The 17749-nt window shown below is 67.1% G+C and carries 16 protein-coding genes; 4 read left to right on the plus strand and 12 right to left on the minus strand.

All coding sequences use genetic code 11. The features are described 5' to 3' along the window. Nucleotide 1: 1 nt before the first annotated feature. The gene (locus tag MPARV_RS22220) at nucleotides 2-1459 is read left to right on the plus strand and encodes a mycothiol-dependent nitroreductase Rv2466c family protein (protein ID WP_020377420.1); all 1458 of its coding nucleotides are present in this window, start codon (nucleotides 2-4) and stop codon (nucleotides 1457-1459) included. Here the strand turns inward: MPARV_RS22220 and MPARV_RS0104705 are convergent. Genes MPARV_RS0104705 through MPARV_RS0104715 form a run of 3 tightly spaced genes read right to left on the minus strand, consistent with a single transcriptional unit; the run spans nucleotide 1456 to nucleotide 3835 of the window. Next, on the minus strand, nucleotides 1456-2331 hold the full coding sequence (locus tag MPARV_RS0104705) for an LLM class F420-dependent oxidoreductase (RefSeq protein ID WP_012227051.1): 876 nt from the start codon (nucleotides 2329-2331) through the stop codon (nucleotides 1456-1458). The two genes, MPARV_RS22220 and MPARV_RS0104705, sit on opposite strands and share 4 nt — an antisense overlap. After that, entirely contained in the window at nucleotides 2328-3401 is a 1074-nt protein-coding gene (locus MPARV_RS0104710) for an NAD(P)H-dependent amine dehydrogenase family protein (RefSeq protein ID WP_020377421.1), read from the minus strand. The genes MPARV_RS0104705 and MPARV_RS0104710 overlap by 4 nt, the downstream gene beginning before the upstream one ends. Next, nucleotides 3398-3835: a nitroreductase family deazaflavin-dependent oxidoreductase gene (locus tag MPARV_RS0104715; RefSeq protein WP_012227055.1), complete on the minus strand. Its 438-nt coding sequence runs from the start codon at nucleotides 3833-3835 to the stop codon at nucleotides 3398-3400. The genes MPARV_RS0104710 and MPARV_RS0104715 overlap by 4 nt, the downstream gene beginning before the upstream one ends. A 28-nt stretch (nucleotides 3836-3863) precedes the next feature. On the opposite strand from MPARV_RS0104715, the gene MPARV_RS0104720 reads away from it, so the two are divergent. Both MPARV_RS0104720 and MPARV_RS0104725 read left to right on the plus strand, forming a co-directional pair. Then, on the plus strand, nucleotides 3864-4856 hold the full coding sequence (locus MPARV_RS0104720; RefSeq protein ID WP_012227057.1) for a fatty acid desaturase family protein: 993 nt from the start codon (nucleotides 3864-3866) through the stop codon (nucleotides 4854-4856). Nucleotides 4857-4914: 58 nt separating this feature from the next. Then, a complete protein-coding gene (locus tag MPARV_RS0104725; RefSeq protein WP_012227058.1) occupies nucleotides 4915-5928 on the plus strand; it encodes an aldo/keto reductase in 1014 nt (337 codons plus the stop codon). Nucleotides 5929-5996: 68 nt separating this feature from the next. Here the strand turns inward: MPARV_RS0104725 and MPARV_RS0104730 are convergent, their stop codons facing one another. The 7 genes from MPARV_RS0104730 to MPARV_RS0104760 are packed head-to-tail and all read right to left on the minus strand — an operon-like array spanning nucleotide 5997 to nucleotide 12584. Further along, nucleotides 5997-6743 carry a response regulator transcription factor gene (locus MPARV_RS0104730; protein WP_012227059.1) on the minus strand — a complete coding sequence of 249 codons (747 nt, stop codon included), beginning with the start codon at nucleotides 6741-6743 and terminating at the stop codon, nucleotides 5997-5999. Continuing rightward, nucleotides 6740-7885 (minus strand): sensor histidine kinase, encoded by a 1146-nt coding sequence (locus tag MPARV_RS0104735; protein WP_012227060.1) that lies wholly within the window; start codon nucleotides 7883-7885, stop codon nucleotides 6740-6742. The genes MPARV_RS0104730 and MPARV_RS0104735 overlap by 4 nt, the downstream gene beginning before the upstream one ends. Next, nucleotides 7882-8637, minus strand: coding sequence for a phosphate signaling complex protein PhoU (gene phoU / locus MPARV_RS0104740; RefSeq protein WP_051011886.1), 756 nt, complete (start codon nucleotides 8635-8637; stop codon nucleotides 7882-7884). The genes MPARV_RS0104735 and phoU overlap by 4 nt, the downstream gene beginning before the upstream one ends. 8 nt (nucleotides 8638-8645) lie before the next feature. Further along, nucleotides 8646-9590, minus strand: a complete 945-nt coding sequence (gene pstB, locus MPARV_RS0104745; RefSeq protein ID WP_020377424.1) for a phosphate ABC transporter ATP-binding protein PstB — start codon at nucleotides 9588-9590, stop codon at nucleotides 8646-8648. Further along, nucleotides 9587-10567, minus strand: a complete 981-nt coding sequence (gene pstA / locus MPARV_RS0104750; protein WP_012227063.1) for a phosphate ABC transporter permease PstA — start codon at nucleotides 10565-10567, stop codon at nucleotides 9587-9589. Before pstA ends, pstB begins: the two co-directional genes overlap by 4 nt. Nucleotides 10568-10578: 11 nt before the next feature. Then, entirely contained in the window at nucleotides 10579-11517 is a 939-nt protein-coding gene (locus MPARV_RS0104755) for a PstC family ABC transporter permease (RefSeq protein ID WP_020377425.1), read from the minus strand. Next, a complete protein-coding gene (locus MPARV_RS0104760) occupies nucleotides 11514-12584 on the minus strand; it encodes a substrate-binding domain-containing protein (protein WP_020377426.1) in 1071 nt (356 codons plus the stop codon). The genes MPARV_RS0104755 and MPARV_RS0104760 overlap by 4 nt, the downstream gene beginning before the upstream one ends. A 449-nt stretch (nucleotides 12585-13033) precedes the next feature. On the opposite strand from MPARV_RS0104760, the gene MPARV_RS22225 reads away from it, so the two are divergent. Beyond that, on the plus strand, nucleotides 13034-13507 hold the full coding sequence (locus tag MPARV_RS22225) for a PaaI family thioesterase (protein WP_020377428.1): 474 nt from the start codon (nucleotides 13034-13036) through the stop codon (nucleotides 13505-13507). Between the two features lie 88 nt (nucleotides 13508-13595). Here MPARV_RS22225 and MPARV_RS25295 read toward each other — a convergent pair whose 3' ends face one another. Next, nucleotides 13596-15119 carry an amidase gene (locus tag MPARV_RS25295; RefSeq protein ID WP_020377429.1) on the minus strand — a complete coding sequence of 508 codons (1524 nt, stop codon included), beginning with the start codon at nucleotides 15117-15119 and terminating at the stop codon, nucleotides 13596-13598. 4 nt (nucleotides 15120-15123) lie between these two features. Continuing rightward, entirely contained in the window at nucleotides 15124-17697 is a 2574-nt protein-coding gene (locus tag MPARV_RS0104780) for a glycoside hydrolase family 3 C-terminal domain-containing protein (protein WP_157789460.1), read from the minus strand. Between the last annotated feature and the right edge of the window lie 52 nt (nucleotides 17698-17749).

Raw genomic sequence — 17749 nt, forward strand, 5'->3', positions numbered from 1 at the left:
CGTGCACCTGATCGTGGTCGAGCACGAGGCAGCGGCCTCGGTCGGGCGTCTGGCCCCCCACCTGGTCGAGCACCGGGTGACCACCGTCCGGCCCGCGAATGGTGACCCGTTCCCCGTCGTCGCAGACCGTGATGATGCCGGCGGCGAAGCCGACAACCAGGTGGACGGCGTGATCGTGCTCGGTGGCTCGATGGGCGCCTACGAGGAGTTCGCCCACCCGTGGCTGATCGATGAGAAGTGTTGGATCGCACAGGTGGTTGGCGCCCAGGTGCCGCTGTTGGGCATCTGCCTCGGCTCGCAACTGTTGGCCGACGCCACCGGTGGGCGGGCATACCGGGCCGAGGGCCGGTTGGAGGCCGGGGTCCTCAACCTGCACCTGACCGACGCCGGACAGGTCGACCCGGTGGTTGCCAAGGCAGGACCCCGGGTGTTCGCCGTGCACGGCGACACCTTCGAACTGCCTCCGGACGCCACCCTGATGGCGCGAACCGACGACTACCAGCAGGCATTTCGCATCGGTTCGGCACTTGGCGTGCAATTTCACCCCGAAACCGACGCCGACACGGCCATCGACTGGGCACAGTCACTCGTCGGCCCGGTGCTCGACCGGGCCGGGGTCACCCAGTCCGAGTTCGCCACGCAACTTCGCGACGCCGAAGACGAACTCGCGTCCGCCGCACACAACCTCTTCGCCGCCTGGCTCGACGAGGTGGACCGCAGGATCACGACCCCCGGGTGGGTGCAGGCCGCTCGGGCAAGGCACACTTCACAGGCACTGACCGTTGTTCCCATTCCCGAAGGACTCCCCGTGAAGATCGATTTCTGGTTTGACCCCGCCTGCCCCTGGTGCTGGCTCACGTCGCGCTGGGTGGAGACCGTGGTCCCCAAGCGCGACCTGGAGATCACGTGGCGCTCGATCAGCCTGTTCTTCAAGAACAACCCCGACCCCGACCACAGGCTGTACGAGCCCACCCTGTGGAGCCGCAACCTGCTCCGGGTGGTCGAAGCCGTGCGAGAGGCCGGGCACGAGGATCGCGTCGGCGAGCTCTACACCCGCTTCGGCACCCACATCCATCACGAGGAGAGCATCGACTTCCACGTGGCCGACGATCTGGAAGCGCTGGGGCTCGACCCAGCCTTGGCGGCGGCTCTTGACGACGAGACCTACGACGACGCCATCCGAGCGTCAATGGACGCGGCGTTGGACCTCACCGGGGAGGACGTCGGCACACCCCTGATCGCCTTTGACGACACCGACGGCGAGCGGGTTGGACTCTTCGGTCCGGTGATGTCCAACGTGCCCACCGGCGACGCGGCCGTCGAGGCCTGGGACGCCTTCGTCACGTTGGCCCGGACGCCCGGCTTTTGGGAGACCAAGCGCTCCCGCAGCGAGAACCCAAACCTTGACAGCGTGCCCCCCGGCGTCCGCTGCGAACCCCCGACAGCGGGGTCGAACTAGCTCAGCGCGGCGGCGACCAAGCCCAGATAATCGATGTGGGCCTCGGTGGAATCCAACCCGAGCCCCATGGTGACGATACCGGCGTGGGTCCCGCCCGAGGCACGCCACTGCTGCACCTTGGCAGCCACGTCTCCTGGGCCCTTGTTCGACAGGATCAGGTACTCGGCACCAAACCCGTCCAGCGGTCGCCCGGCCTCATGGAGCAGGTCCTTCAACCGCTCCCACGACCGCTGCACACCGATGCGTGGCCCACCGAAGATGAACCCGTCACCAAGCGCCACCGCTCGACGCAGCGACGCGTCTCCGAAGCCGCCGATCCACACCGGCACCGGCTGAAGCGGGCGGGGCAGGATGCCGGCACGGTCCACCCGGTCGAAACGCCCCGCAAAACTGACGGTGCGCTCGCTCCAGTAGCGACGCAGCAGGCCGATCTGCTCGTCGGCCCGCCTGCCCCGGGTGGAGAAGTCCTCGCCGAGCGCGTCGTACTCCACCGGGTTCCAACCAACGCCCACGCCCATGCGAAATCGATCACCCGAGAGCACCGCCAGGTCGGCGGCCTGCTTGGCCACCAGGGCCGTTTGACGTTGGGGCAGGATCAGGATGCCGGACGCAAACTCCAGCGTCTCGCTGCGACCGGCCAGATAGGCAAACAACACGAACGGATCGTGAAATGGATCATCCTCGTCGTAGGGGCCGGTGAGCTCTGGCTCTCGGTTCGCGTGATCGGCGCCCAGCACGTGGTCATAGGCCACCAGGTGCCGGTAACCCTGGGCCTCAACAGCGTCGGCGAGCGACCGCACCGCTTCGGGGTCGCCGTTCAATTCAATCTGCGGGTAGACGACGCCCACCTGGATGCCGGCGTCAATGCTCACCGCGATGCTCCGCCCGTCGCTCCTCCGGTGGCATCCGCCGAGTACACCGGCAGATCGAGCATGGTCACCAAACCGGGCTCGGCGGCCACCACGGCCGGGACGGCGTTCAGCACGTGCATGGCGGTGGCCAGGCATCCGGCAAAGTTGTGGTCGCCGTTGGGCGAGCTCAACCCCAACTCGAGGGTGACGTTGGGGTCGCCGGTGATCTCGATGCGATAGCCCGAGCCCTGGGGCCAGTCGGGCCGGTCCTCGTCTCGCAGCCGGGTGACGTGCTCCAACACGATGCGCTCGACACCGTCGATCATGCCGACCACCTCGAAGCGCATGCCGGAGATGCCTCCGACGGGCACGGAGCCCGACGCGATCTCGATGGGCTCGTCCGCGTGGATCACCTCGTGGCGCTCGACGATCTCATCGAAGCTCAGGCCGACCGCCTGGGCCACCAGCTCGATCACCGGGCCCCATGCGATCGACGTGGTGCCCTGGGCCAGCAGCAGCGACTCGGCCTCGTCGGCCTTACCGAACCCCATGATCTCAAACATGGTGAACGGGTTGTTCCAGGTGGCGTAGTTGACGATTTCAACCATTCGCACCGTGTCCACCTGCTTGCATAACGCCAGAGCGCCAATGGTGACGCCCACGTTGCCAAACCCCGGGTCGATGCCCGAGGTGTACAGGGTGGCGCCACCCTCGATGGCGGCGGCCCGCAGCCTGTCGGCCACGCCGGGCCCGGCCGACTCGGGGAACAGCAGCGGCACGTGCGACGTGTTGACCACGTTCTTGCCCAGGCGCAGCATGCGTTCCAGGTCGTCGATGACCCCGTCGGGGCGAAGATCACTGTTGGCGGTGTAACAGACCACCTCGGCGTCGGAGGCCAGCAGCTCGTCGGCATCGCGGGTGGCGATCACGCCGGTGGGTTCGATGCCCACCAGCCCACCGGCGTCGATGCCCTCTTTGGATTCCGAGTGCACCCACAGCCCTGCCAGCTCCAGCTGTGGATGGGCGACGATGCCCCGAACGGCATGCTCGCCCACCGTGCCGGTTGCCCACTGGATCACCTTGATCGTCATTGGACACGCTCCAAGAGCACCAGCGGAATCACCCGGTCGGTCGAGGCCTGATAGTCGTCGTAGGCCGGCCACACGTCGGTGGCCCGTTTCCACCAGGTGGCCTTCTCCTTCCCACCGCTCTCCCGGGCAACCAACTCGTGCACCTCGGCTCCGTCCTGGATGGTCGCCTCGGCCTCATCGGCCAGGTTGTGGTACCACTCGGGATGGTTCGGCGCCCCACCCATCGAGGCGACGACCGCGTAGCTGCCGTCGTGTTCCACCCGAATCAAGGGCGTCTTGCGCAGGTTGCCCGACTTGTGGCCACGCGTGGTGAGGATCACGCATGGCGCCCCCTCCATCTCGCCGCCCTCCTCACCTCCGCTGGACTCATACTGGGCCACCTGGGTGGCGATCGGTTCCCAGGGGCTGGGCACGTACATTCCGATGAGCGGCATCTCCCTACGGTACCCGTAACATTGCTCCATGGAGACCGCGCCACCCACCGACTCCGGCGGAGCGACCGCCGGGCCGGTCCACTCAATGGTGCCTCCGGCTTCGGCCCTACCCGACGTCCTTCCCACCGACCGGCTGGCAGCGTCGGGCAAAGCCAAGCCTCCGCTGCGCGACGACCTCCGCCGAGTCGCTTCCTACCGCAACATCGGCACCGTCATGGGCCTGTGGGCCGTCATCGTCGGCGCCTGGGTAGCGGCGTTCTGGTGGGACGCTCCCGTGGGTTTCGCAGCGCTCTTCGTGTTCATGGGCCCGATGTTCGCCCGGTTGGCGATCCTGGCCCACGAGGCCGCTCATCGGCTGTTGTTTCGCAACCGCCAAGCCAATGACGTCGTCGGCAACTGGCTGCTGGCCTGCCCCGGGTTCGTGCCGTTCTCCCTGTATCGCCGCAGCCACTTCGCTCACCACCGGGACGAGTTCGGTCCCGACGAGCCCGACATCGCGCTGTACGCCGGCTACCCGATCAGCCGGGCGTCATTGCGGCGCAAGCTGACCCGCGATGCGCTGGGCAGTTCGGGCTGGAAGAACCTGAAGCCCCTCCTACGGTCGATGCGCAGCGCAGAGGGCCGCCGCATCGGCGGCTCGATCCTGGGTGTTCAGGCTGCGATCTGGGTGGTCACCGCGCTTGCCACCGGCGCATGGTGGGCGTACCCGGTGTTGTGGCTGGGGCCATGGATGACGCTGTGGCGGGTGCTGAATCGGCTCCGGGCCATCGCCGAGCACGGCGGCATGGAGCGGTCGAAGGACCGACGTCGCACCACCCACCACATCCACCAGAGTCGAACTGCCGACTGCTGGATCACGCCCTACAACACCGGCTGGCACCTGGCCCATCACACCGACATGGGCGTGCCGTGGCGCAACCTGCCGCGCTACCACGCCGAGCTTGAGGCAGCCGGGTGGATCACCCCCGAGATCACCTACCCCAGCTACCGGGCGTTCTGGAAGGCGGCCTCGACCGGGTAGCCCCCACAGAGCCGACCCACGGAACCGGACCCGCAGGTCTTCTGGGTAGCGTTGGGCCATGCCCGCCACGCAACCCCCCTCCCAGCCGTCCGCCCAGGCCCAGATCACCTTTCCTGGATCGTCCCGGTCGTGCGCCCCCCTCGGCGTCGGCACCTGGGCGTGGGGCGACATGAGCACCTGGGGCATGGGCGGCTACGACACCAACCTGACCGAGCAGACGATCTCCGAAGCATTCGATGCGTCAATGGAGGCGGGCGTCACCTTGTTTGACACCGCCGAGGTGTACGGCGGTGGGGAGAGCGAGCGCATCATCGGCCGCCTGCTGGCCAACGACCAGGCCCGGCGCGAACGGGCAATCCTGGCCACCAAGTTCATGCCGTCCCCCTGGAAACTCAACGTGCGCACCGCCCTGCGCACTGCGCTGGAGGGTTCACTCGAGCGCCTCGGCGTCGACCGGGTGGACCTGTACCAACTGCACGGGCCGGTCAGCCTCCGCTCGCACTCGGCGCTGGCCGACGCGCTGGCCGAGGTGGTGGAGGCCAAGCTGTGCGACGCCGTCGGCGTCTCCAACTACTCGGTGGGGGAGATGGGCTCGATGCACGCCCAGTTGGCCGCCCGCGGTGTGCCGCTGGCCTCCAACCAGATCGAATTTTCGCTGCTGCGGCGCCGCCCGGAAACCACCGGGCTGATCGAAGCCTGCCGACGCCTTGGCGTCGTGCCGCTGGCCTACTCCCCCATTGGGCAGGGTCGCCTCACCGGCAAATACTCAGCGTCCAACCCGCCACCGAAGTCGCGCACGTTCTCCGCCCACCCGATGGAACAGGTCGACCGGATCACCGCCGAACTGGCCCGCATCGGCGAACCCCACGATCGCTCCCCGGCCCAGGTGTCGCTCGCCTGGCTGATCGCCAAGGGCGCCGTGCCCATCCCCGGCGCCAAGAACGCTGAGCAGGCCACCCAGAACGCAGGCGCGCTCGGATGGAGCCTGACGCCCGAAGAGATCGACGTGCTCGACAACCTGGCGCTGCCAGGCCAGCGCACGATCAAACAGCGCATCTGGCAGCACGGCTAACCGGGCCACACAAGGCTGGGATGACGGAATACCGCGTGAGCAGTCCCTCCGTTTCGCCGATTTTGAGCTCAGCTCACCGACTGGAACTTGTAGCCGACGCCACGCACGGTGACGATGCGCTCCGGGGTCGACGGGTTGGGTTCCACCCGGCTGCGTAGACGTTTGATGTGCACATCGAGGGTCTTGGTGTCACCCACGTAGTCCCCGCCCCACACCCGATCGATCAGGGTCGCCCTCGACAGCACCCGGCCCGGGTTCTCAAGCAGCACGGTCAGCAGGTCGAACTCCTTCAGCGGCAGGTTCACCGGCTCTCCCCGCACGGTCACCTCATGACGGTCGAGGTCGACGGTGACGTCCCCGCCGACCAGACGGTCGGCCAGAGGATCATGCATCGCGCCGTCCGTGTCACGCTCGCCATCGACCGGGGTCGGCGAACGTCGACGCATCACCGCACCGATGCGGGCCACCAACTCCCGAAGACGGTAGGGCTTGGTCACGTAGTCGTCGGCACCCACCTCCAACCCGACCACCGTGTCGATCTCCGAACTCTTGGCCGTCACCATGATGATCGGCACGTTCGAGGACGCCCGGATCTCCCTGCACACGTCCAGACCCGACACGTTGGGCAACATCACGTCGAGCAGAACCAGGTCGGGGTTGACCTCGGAAAAACGCGTCAGGGCCTCAGCACCGGTTCGGGCAACCACCACCTCAAAGCCCTCACGTCCCAACCCAACGGTCAGCGCGTCGACGTAGGACTCCTCGTCCTCCACAACCAGGATCACCGCCTGGCTCGCGCGCTCCGCTCTGCTCATGGGCGCTCCGCTCGGACCGCCGGCAACCTCACGGTAAAGGTGGTGCCAACACCCTCGGTGGAGGTCACCTCCACCGAACCGCCGTGGTTCTGGGTGACGTGGCGCACGATGGCCAGGCCCAGCCCGGTGCCTCCGGTGTCCCGTCCGCGCGAGCGGTCCACCCGGTAGAAACGCTCGAAGATCCGCTCGAGGTCGACGCCCGGAATGCCGATGCCCGAGTCGGACACCTCGACGACGATGTCGCCGGGGTGGCTTCGGTAAACGTCGACCGCCACATCCCCACCGTCGGCCGAGTACTTCACCGCGTTGTCCACCAGGTTGAACAGCGCCGAGCCCAACTGGCGATGGTCGCCCCGCACCAACAGCCCCGACCGCTCGGCCGGACCGCAAACCGAAAGCTCGCGTTCCTCTGCCACCGAGGCGATGCGGGCGAGCACCTCGTCGATCACCTCATCGAGTGCGACGACAACCGAGCCGTCGGGTAGCCCGAACTCAATTTGCGTGAGCTCCAGCAGGTCGTCGACCGAACTACCCAGTCGTGTCACCTCGGCCTCGATTCGAGCGGCGAAGCGGCGGGCGGTGGCCGGGTCGGGCTCGTCGGCCATCATCTCGGCCAGCAAAGCGACCGCCCCGACCGGCGTCTTCAACTCGTGGGAGATGTTGGCCACAAAATCGCGCCGCACCGCCTCGGTGCGGGCCACGTCGGAGTCGTCCTGCACCACGGCCATCGCGCCGCCACCATCAAGGGGAACCGCCGTGATGAGGTAGCGCTCAAGTGGTGGTCCGATCAGTTCCTCGGTGCGTCTCACCCGGCGCCCCTCCGTTGCCTCCGCCAAGGCCCCCCGCACCGCCCGCCCAACAAACGCGGACTCGATACGCGGCGCCAGCAGGTGTTCACCAGCGGCGTTGCTCACGCGAACAATGCCCGAGGCATCAACGATGATCGCCGCCACCGGCAGCGCATCGATCACCCGTTGAAGACCCAACCGTTCGTCTGTGGTCCCCGGCTGCGACTCGTTCGTCGGCAGCAATGCTCGCTGCTGCGACGCCGCAAGCAGCGATCTGGTGCGCAGCAACGCACCCACCAGGTATGCACACACCACCGCCAGGATGGCCAACGCCACCCAGCAGCCCGGGTTCACGGCCCGTCGACCGCGCCCGCAGATCGCTGAGCGGCTCGTGCAGCGCCCTTCTGCTCGGGCATCCAACCGGTCACCATGTAACGGACCCGTTCACCGATATTGACCGCATGGTCACCGATACGTTCGTAATAGCGGCCGATCAGCGCCAACTGCACGCCCTCCTGCAAGGTCAGGCATTCCTCGTCATGGGCGGCGAAAATCTCGGCGATGTAGTCGCGATGCAAAGAATCGAGCCGGTCGTCGAGGTCGTCCAGCGCCGCCGCCATCGGCGCGTCGGCCTCGGCGTAGGCCTGGATGGCCAGCCTGTAGAGCCGTGTGGCCTCCTCGCCCATCGAGGCGATCAAGCCGCGCAACCGAGGGGTGATCGTGATGCCGTACAGACGCCGGGTGGCCTTGGCGATGTTGACGGCCAGATCGCCCGACCGCTCGATCTCCGACACCATGCGGATGGCCGCCACGATGGCCCGCATGTCGCCGGCCATCGGCTGTTGCAGCGCCAGTACCCGGTAGCAGGCCTCCTCCAACTCCAACATCAGGCTGTCGAGGATGTCGTCGTCGTCGATGATGGCCTGCGCCTCGGCCAGGTCGATGGCCAGCAGAGTTTCGGTGGCCCGGGGGATCGTCTCGGTCACCACCGCAGCCATGCCCACCAACCGGGTGGTGATGTCGTCCAGGTCATCGTGAAACGACTTGCGAATATCGTGCGGTTCCACCACACCCGCAAGTATCCCACCTGCGCCCGGCTCATCCATCCGGCCACTCATCCGAACCTACCCGTGATGTAGTTCTCGGTGCGTTCGTCGGACGGATTGGAGAAGATCTTCTCCGTATCGCCGAACTCCACCTGGATGCCGGTGCGGCGATCGCCCACGTCGGTCGGTTCTGTGGAGAAGAACGCGGTCTTGTCGCTGACGCGCGCGGCCTGGGCCATGTTGTGGGTGACGATGACGATCGTGTACTCGCTCTGAAGCTCACGCATGAGTTCCTCGATGCGTGCGGTGGCGATGGGGTCGAGAGCGGAGCACGGCTCGTCCATCAACACCACCTCCGGTCCCGATGCGATGGCCCGAGCGATACAGAGGCGCTGTTGCTGGCCTCCCGACAGCCCGAGGGCCAAATCGCCCAAGCGGTCCTTCACCTCATCCCACAGCGCGGCCTTGGTCAGGCTGGTCTCCACGATCTCGTCGAGGTCGGCCTTCCTGGCGCCGCCCACCTTGGGCCCGTATGCCACGTTGGCGTAGATCGACTTGGGAAACGGGTTGGGTTTCTGAAACACCATGCCCACCCGACGGCGAACCTCCACCGGGTTGACCGCCGGGTCGTACAGGTCGACACCGCGGAAATTGACGGCGCCGGTGACCCGTGCCCCTTCGATCAGGTCGTTCATGCGGTTGAAGCAGCGCAGCACGGTGCTCTTCCCGCAGCCCGACGGTCCGATGAACGCAGTGATCTCACCGCTTCTGATGGTCATCGACACGTCGCTGACCGCCCGGAACACGCCGTAGTACACCGACAACTCCGACACCTCGAAGACCGGGGAGGTGAGCAGATCCGGCAGGTGGTCGAGCTCCCCAGGACGTGCGGCGGCGTCGACGGCGTCGGCTACGGCACGGTCGGGAACTGAGGTGTCGGTTGCGGGCCCGACAGGGTTCGGGGAGACCCCCGGATTGGGGCCTTTGGTGGGGCGCGGAGTTGTGAAGATCATTGACGCTTCCTCTCGAAATGATTGCGGGCCAGAATCGACCCTGCGTTGGCAATGAGCAGCACCACCATGAGCACCACGATCACCGTGGCGGTCACAGCGGGCCAACCCTGCGATTCGGGTCGTTTCAGGGTGCCGTAGATCAACATCGGAAGGGCCGTGAAGTTGCCGGTGAGCTGATCCGGGACGTTGTCGTAGGTGGGCAACAGCCCGGTGATGGCACCCACCATCAGTAGCGGTGCAGCCTCGCCGATCGCCCGCGAGAACGAGAGGACGGTACCGGTCAGAATCCCGGGCGCCGCGTAGGGCAGGACGTGGCTGCGGATCACTTCGGAGTGGGTTGCACCCACACCAAAGCCGGCCTCGCGGAGGCTCTTGGGCACCGCCCGGATGGCCTCCGCCGAGGTGATGATGACGATGGGCATCACCAGGATGGCCATCGTCAGCCCGGCGCTGATCAGCGTGGGTCCGCCCGTGAACTGCCACCACGCGGCGTCGGACGAACCGGCGCCGCCCAGCAGTTCCTTGAACACAGCCAGTCCGAGGATGCCGTAGACCACCGACGGCACGCCGGCGAGGTTGCGGATGATCAGGTTGACCATCCGGGTAAAGCGGGTGTCCCGGGCGTACTCCTCCAGGTAGATCCCCGCTGCCACGCCAACGGGGAAGGTCAGGAGTGCGACGAAAATGAGGATCCAGACCGAGCCGATGATGCCCTGCGACACCCCATAGGTGGCCGGTTCGCTGGACAGGGTTCCGCCGAGGAACCCCAAGAAGCCCCGGTTGGACACGTACGGCTTGGATTCGATGGCCACGTCGGCGAACAGCCAGATCAGCAGGCCCATGATGATGAGCAGGCATCCGGTCACCAGGCCCTTGAACACCAGCCCGGCGGTGTCGACCTTGCCTCGGGTGATGGCCTGGCGCACGGCATCCACCGTGGCCTCGCGTTGGCGGCGGCGTGAGAACGCGATCGTCATGACGTCTGCCCCTAGTAGCTCTGGCGAAACCGGCGCACGAGCCGGTCGCCGACGAAGTTGAGGCCCAACGTGACCAGGAACAACACCAGACCAACGACGTAGAGCGAGTTGACCGGGTTGAGGGTCACCCCGGTTCCCACCGCCACCGAGTCCGACCCGGCCGCCAGGTTTGCCATGGCCGACGTCATGGTGATGCCGCCCGATGCGGACGCCGGGCCCAGCGCCCTGGCAGACCCGTTGGCGCCCCCGGCCACCAACGTGACCAACATGGTTTCGCCCAGCGCCCGGCTGGCGCCGACGATGAGCGCCGCAGTGACCCCCGAAACGGCGGCCGGCAGCACCACCCGCACGGTGGTGCCCGCCTTCCGGGCGCCCAAGCCCACGCTGGCCTCCCTCAGCGAGTTGGGCACCGCGGAAAGTGCGTCCTCGGTGACCGAGGCGATGATCGGGATGGTGAGGATGCCCACACCCACCCCTGCGGCGAACAGTGTGTACTTGCTGTCAAGCACACCTTCGAGCGCGGTCTGGTAGATCACCTGGAGGATGAAGTAGGCCACAACCACCGACGGCAGGCCGGCCAGGATCTCCACCGAGGGCTTCAGCCACCGACGCACCCGCGCCGAGCAGTACTCCGCGAGGTAGACGGCGGCGCCGACCCCGATCGGTGTGGCCACCATCAGCGCAATCCCGGTCACCCAGAGCGAACCCAACAGCAGCGTGACCAGGTCAAAGCGGTTGCTGCGCGGAAACCAGCCCAACGAACTCGCCAGCGACGACCAGTTCACGTGGGCCAGGAAGCCAACCGAGCGCACGACCAGCACGGCCAGGATCGCCAGGCTGATCACGATGCTGAGCGAGGCCGCCGAGCCGACGACCGCCTTCACCGCCGCTTCAACCCGGTTGCGGCGCCTGGACCCCGCCAGGTCGTCGAGAGAGAACTGGACGCTCACGGCGTGTCGGTCGCGGTCTTGGCAACCCTATCCTTGGCAACCCCATCCTTGGCCGGCGCATCCTTGGCAATCCCGGCTTTGGCGTCCTGCCACACAGCTCGGGTCGCTTGCAGATCCGCTGGTGCCAGGGGCACATAACCCACCTCGGAGACAGCGCTCATACCCTGGTCAGACAGGTAGAAGTCGACGAAGTCGGCCAGGTCGGGGGCGTCGGCCAGCTTCTCGTTGTTGATGTAGATGAACAGCGGCCTGGCCAGCGGGTACGTGCCGTCGGCGACGGTCGCAGCCGACGGGGCGACGCATCCCTCACCACCGTCGACCTTCAATTCCCGCGCGCCGGACGACGCTTCGGCAAAGGCGAAGCCCACCCAACCGAATCCGGAGTCGACCGACTGGAGCCCGGAGATGATCTCGTTGTCATTGGGCAGTCCGCCGTAGTCGGGACGGATCTGCTCGTTCTCCGGTACACCTTTGGCCTCGGCGATGTCCTTGATGGCCAGTTCGTAGAAGGAGTCGTAGGTACCCGACTCGGTTCCGGGGGCAAAGATGTCCAGCGGAATGTTGGGAAGCTTCGAGGTGGCGCCCTTGGCCTTGGCGTCGGACCACGTCTTCACGCCCTCGGCTTGTGGCCCCACCAGCCCGTAGAGGTCCTCGAAGGTGAGGCATGCGACCGAGTCGTTCTTCTCGTTGGTCAGCACCGTGATGGCATCGTTGGCGATCCGCAGTTCGGTGAAGGTGATCCCGGCCTTGGCGCAGGCAGCCTGCTCCTCGTCTTTGATCGCCCGTGAGGCGTCCGAAATGTCCGTCTCACCGGCGCAGAACTTCTTAAAGCCGTCGCCCGTCCCCGGGCCTTCCACCGACGGAAGCACCCCACCGCTCTTGGCGAACATCTCACCGACTCGCACTGAAATTGGTTCCACCGTGGACGACCCCGAGATGGTGATCTCACCTCCGGCGACGCCCGCACCCGTTCCGCTGTTGCTTGGGCTGCAGGCACTCACCACCAGGCCGCCGGTGAGCGCCAAGGCCGCAAGTCGGAGGGTTGTCGGACCGATTCCTTGCTTCAATTCGTCGCCTCTGTAGTCGTTCCGCCGGATGTTGGGCGGGGATCTTCTGGACGAGACGAACGGTACGGAGGCGAGTTAACAGTTGGGTTCCCCCCAGGTAAACACGAGCTGAACACAGGATAAATCTTGGGAGAGCCCGACATCGCACCGGCGCGAATCGCGACCTACCCGCCGGCGAAAGGCACGCATCGGTCTGACACACACCACCCGTCCGCCAGATGCCACCAGCAGTTGGCAGAACGAGAATCCTTCCCCGCTTCCAACGGTGGTGTTTGCCGCATTATGCCGAATGCGGCATAAGCCACACAGCGGAGCACTGTTCCCGGGGTTGGTGGGGCCATCACGGGAGTGTTCAGTGAGGTGGCCGACCTCACACGCCGAGAGCGGGAGGCGACGTCCGGGGAGGTTCAACCCACCCAACCGGTGGGACCCAGCGGTACCGTTGGTCCGTGACCTTCACCGGCATTCCCAACCCGACCGACTTTGCGGCGCTCCCATCCGAGGCCACCGAGAAGTGGGGAACATTCCCCGGCCACATGGGGGGCGCCAACTTCGCCCAGTTGGTCGGCCTCCAACTGGAGGAGGTACGAGCCGACTATGCCCGCATGCGGGTGCCGTGGAGGCCCGAGATACGCCAACCTGCGGGCATGATGCACGGCGGCGCGCTCGCGACGCTGGTGGACACCGTGGTGGTGCCTGCGATCGCCTGCGCCTACGAGAAGGTGCCGGTCATGCTGACCCTCAACCTGAGCCTTTCCTACCTCGGCGGCATCCTCGGCAGCGATGCCATCGCCCACGGGTGGGTCACACGACGAGGCCGGTCGATCGTGTTCTGCGAAGCCGTGGTGGCCGACGAGTCCGGCAACCTCGCCGTGCGCGGCACGCTCACCTACAAGGTGTCGACACCACGACCAACCAACTGAAATCACTGCCCAAGCACGGGCTCATCAACTCACCTTTCGGCGCACCCACTCAGGAGATGGCCGGTGAAGCCTCAGAGGAGCGCCGAGGTTACGCGGCGTCGGTGACCGCCGGTGCCACCATGGGCCAAGGACGCTCCCGCTCGACGGCGAGGGCCACGTCGAAGAGCAGCGGGTCCTCATGGTGGCGGGCCAGAACCTGCATGCCCACCGGCAGCCCGCCCACCGTCCCGGCCGGGATCGACACAGCGGGGTTGCCGTAGATGTTGGCGATGATGGTGAGCGCGCCCATGTTGACCATCTCGGGGAACTTCTCCGAGACCCGGCCCAACAGGTTGCTCGGCAGCTTGGGGGCAAACGTGGACGCCAGCTTGGTGCCAAACAGGGCGGTGCGAAGCGCCCCCTTGGCCGCGGTGCTGGACTTGGCCTTCTCGATCAGGTTGTTCTCGGTGCTGCTCATCGACGACTCGGCCGGGAACGCCGGGCCGGGGTTGGACGCTGCGATGATCAGGTCGACCTGCTCGAAGGCCCGAGCCATCGCCTGGTTGGCCTCGACCCGCATCTCCTCAGCGACCGCCGCGGTGCGCAGGTTGTACATCGACTGGCTGAGGTACAGGCCGATCGCCACCTCATCGGTGAGGTCCTTGGCACACTTGGGCCACATGTCCCCCAGTTCGACCAGCAGGGTGGACAGGTTGCCCATCATCCATTGGGCAGCCAGGTTGGGCGGACGAACGTCGACGTTCACCTGCACCATGTTGTTGTCGGCGATGAGAGCTGCCGCCTCGTCGCGGATGCGCTGCTCCACTCCGTCCTCGAGGGTGACGCCGCCCAGGTTGGGAACCACGGCCACGCGGAGACCTGCCAGATCATGGGTGCCCAGGTTGGCCTCCCAGTCGCCCGCCGACGGCAGGCTGGTGGGATCGTAGGGGTCGACGCCCGCGCAGACGTCGTAGAAGCGAGCCGCGTCGCGAACCGATCTGGACAGGTTGCCCTGCACCACGGTGTTGGGACGGCTGAACGCCACCGGGCCGCGGGTGATGCGGCCAAAAGTGCCTTTCATCCCCAGCAGGCCGGTGTAGCCGGCGGGGATACGAATGGACCCGCCGCCATCGCCACCGGTAGCCAGGCTGACCAGCCCACCGGCCACCGAGGCCGCTGCGCCGCCGGACGAGCCACCCACCGTGCGACCGTGACGCCACGGGTTGTGTGTCACGCCGTTCAGCTTGGTGATGCTGACGTTGAGGCCGCCGAACTCGCTGGCGGTGGTCAGCCCCACCGGGACCACGCCACCGCGATTGAACAGCAGTTTGTTCGAGTTGCTGTTCACCGTGGCCACCCGGTTGGCGAACGCCAACGAGGCACCGGTGTCAGGCCACCCCTTCACCTGTTCCAGTTCCTTGATGCCGGTCGGCACGCCACCGAAGGGCAGGCTGACGTCGGCCGACTTGGCAGCCTCCAGCGCGCGCTCAGGGTCAACAAAGGAAAAGCTGTTCAGCTTGGAGTTGCCGATGGCCGCCAGCGTCGCCTCGGTTTCCTCGACGGGCGAGCGCTCGCCCGCTCGGAACGCGTCCACGAGCGAGGAGGCATCGCCCTGCCAGGGTGTATCGGTCATGGGCCTATCTTCTCCTGCCTGGCCGAGTGAACCCAACACTGCGCCCCGGCGGGCGGCCGGGTGGGTGACCGGCTGGGTGACCGGGCATCCGATTGGCCAGCGCGATCAAGCGGTTGATCGCCGACATCGGCACCCGCCCCTGGCTCATCACCGCCAGGTTGCGGAGCGGCAGTTCGCCCAACGACCGGTCGATCATCGCCCCCAGGCCACCCTCATCATGAGCGCCACCAGTGGTGTGGGCAACGATCGCCCGGACAAGGGCCAGCAACGGGCGACCAAGGCGGGTCTCCCCCAGCTCGCCCAGGGTGGTGTTGCGGGTGAACGGCCGCACCGGGGTGGGCTCGGGTACCGACCGGCCAAGCAACGCTTCGAACGCCGCAACACCCGGGTCCCAGTCGTCGGGTCGAGGGTTTCGGTATGGATCGAGGGCGGGGTCGGGCTCGGGGGCCGACCACGACGAGGCCACCTCAACCATCAGACCATGGGGAAGGTTGCCGGAGGAGCACCCCACCGCCACACCCCAGGTGCCTGCCGAGACCGCCCAGCCCCTGTCGGCAGGGTGCCAATGGCACAGCGCCCGGGCGTGCACATCCACCGTCGCCTCCCTGGTCGAGTTTGGTTCGAGGTTCACCTTGGCGAACCCCACAAGGTGGCGGTGCGCGGCGGGGCGACCGGTATCCGGCGATTCCAGATACACCTGCACCACCTCGCTCCCCGCCCGATCGCCGGCGTTGGTGAGCGGGACCGTCACCGTGAATGCAACCGGCCCGGCGCCCGGAGGCGGCACCTCTGCGGGAGCCACTACGTCGGTGCCACCAAGTAGCACGCCGGCATCAACGTGCTGGGCACTCAGGGTCGGCACTCCAAGAGTGATCTCGGCGTAGCTGAGACCATGGCCGAAGGGGAACAACGGTGTGGCGCCGGAGGCGTCGAACCAGCGGTAGCCGATGTAGGGACCCTCCCGATAGGTCACCTGATGCGGCTCCCCCGGAAACCACCGGTCGGATGCCACGTCAGCCGAGCGCACCGGGAAGGTTTCGGCGAGGCGCCCGCCCGGTTCGGCGGCGCCCACCAGCACGTCGGCCAATGCACCACCGGCCGCCTGACCTCCGAGGTAACCGTGGATGATGGCCGCCGGTTGATCGACCCAGTCCATCGTCACCGGCGACCCCGCCACCACGATCACCACCGTGTTGGGGTTGGCCGCGCACACGGCCCGAACCAGGATGTTGTGGGATTCGGGAAGGTGGAGATGATCGCGGTCAAAGCCCTCGGACTCGACGGCGTCGGGCAGCCCGACCACCACGACCGCCACCTCGGCACCCCGGGCGATCGACACGGCCTCGTCGACCCGTCGGGCGGGCTCTCCCGGGCGGTCGTCACGGGCACGCAGCACATAGCCGGGCGCGTACTGCACCCGACCTCCAGCCGCGTCGACATGCGTGCGTAGTTCGGCGTGCAGGTTGTCGCTGCGGGTGGCCTTCACCTGCGAGCTGCCCCCACCCTGAAACCGGGGATGCGCCGCGAACTCCCCGATCAGCGCCACGTGCCCCGAGGGTGCCAGCGGCAATGTGCCGTCGTTGGTCAACAGCACCGTTCCCGCCGCTGCCGCCCGGCGAGCCAGTTGGTGATGTTCGCGGTGAAGGGCGTCGGGATCCGCGCCCGGCCGGGGCGATGCCATGGCACTGCCCGGTCGACCTGACCGTGCGCCGTCAGCGCGCTCCAGCAGGGCAAGTACCCGGCGCACGCACCCGTCGAGGTCGGCTCGATGGAGTGATCCATCGGCCAGCGCCGCCAGTACCGCCGCGTCGTGGGTGCCGTGGCCGCCGGGCATCTCCAGGTCTTGACCGGCGCGGATACCGGCCACCCGATCGTCGTTGGCTCCCCAGTCGGTCACCACCAGCCCGTCGAAGCCCCACTGATCTCGAAGCAACTCGCTGAGCAACCATGGGTCTTCCGAGCAGTACACGCCGTTCAGCAGGTTGTAGGCCGACATGACCGTCCAGGGTCGGCTGCGACGAACAGCCGCCTCGAACGCGCCCAAGTACAACTCTCGCAACGTCGCCGGGTCGACGACGGCGTCGACCACCATGCGGTTGGCCTCCTGGTTGTTGACGGCGAAGTGCTTCAGCGAGGCCCCCACCCCTTCCCCCTGCACGCCGTCGATCCAGGCCACCGCCAACTCCCCGGCCAGGAACGGGTCCTCGGAGAAGTACTCAAAGTTCCGGCCTGCTGCCGGATGACGTTTCAGGTTCACGGCCGGGCCAAGCACCACACCGACTCCCTCGGCCACAGCCTCCCGGCCGATCGCCCGCCCCACGTCGCCCGCCAGGACGCGATCCCAGGTGGCGGCGAGCGCGCTTCCGGTCGGGAAACAGGTCGCCGGTTCGCTGGCCTGGAGGTCGGCCAGCGACGCGCTCATCACCTTGCGCAGGCCGTGTGGGCCGTCGGCCATCATCACCGCTTCCAAGCCGAGCTCAGGGACGGCTTCGGTGTGCCAGTCGTCCGCTCCAGACAGCAGCGCCACCTTGCGCTGGTCACTCAGCTCCGTCTTCGAGTTGGCCCCGTCGTCTTCCATGTCCGCATCGTAGGCAGCGAGCCGGCCGGCGGCCGCCGATGCACCAGGACCT

It is taken from the genome of Candidatus Microthrix parvicella Bio17-1 (assembly GCF_000299415.1).
Taxonomy (GTDB): domain Bacteria; phylum Actinomycetota; class Acidimicrobiia; order Acidimicrobiales; family Microtrichaceae; genus Microthrix; species Microthrix parvicella.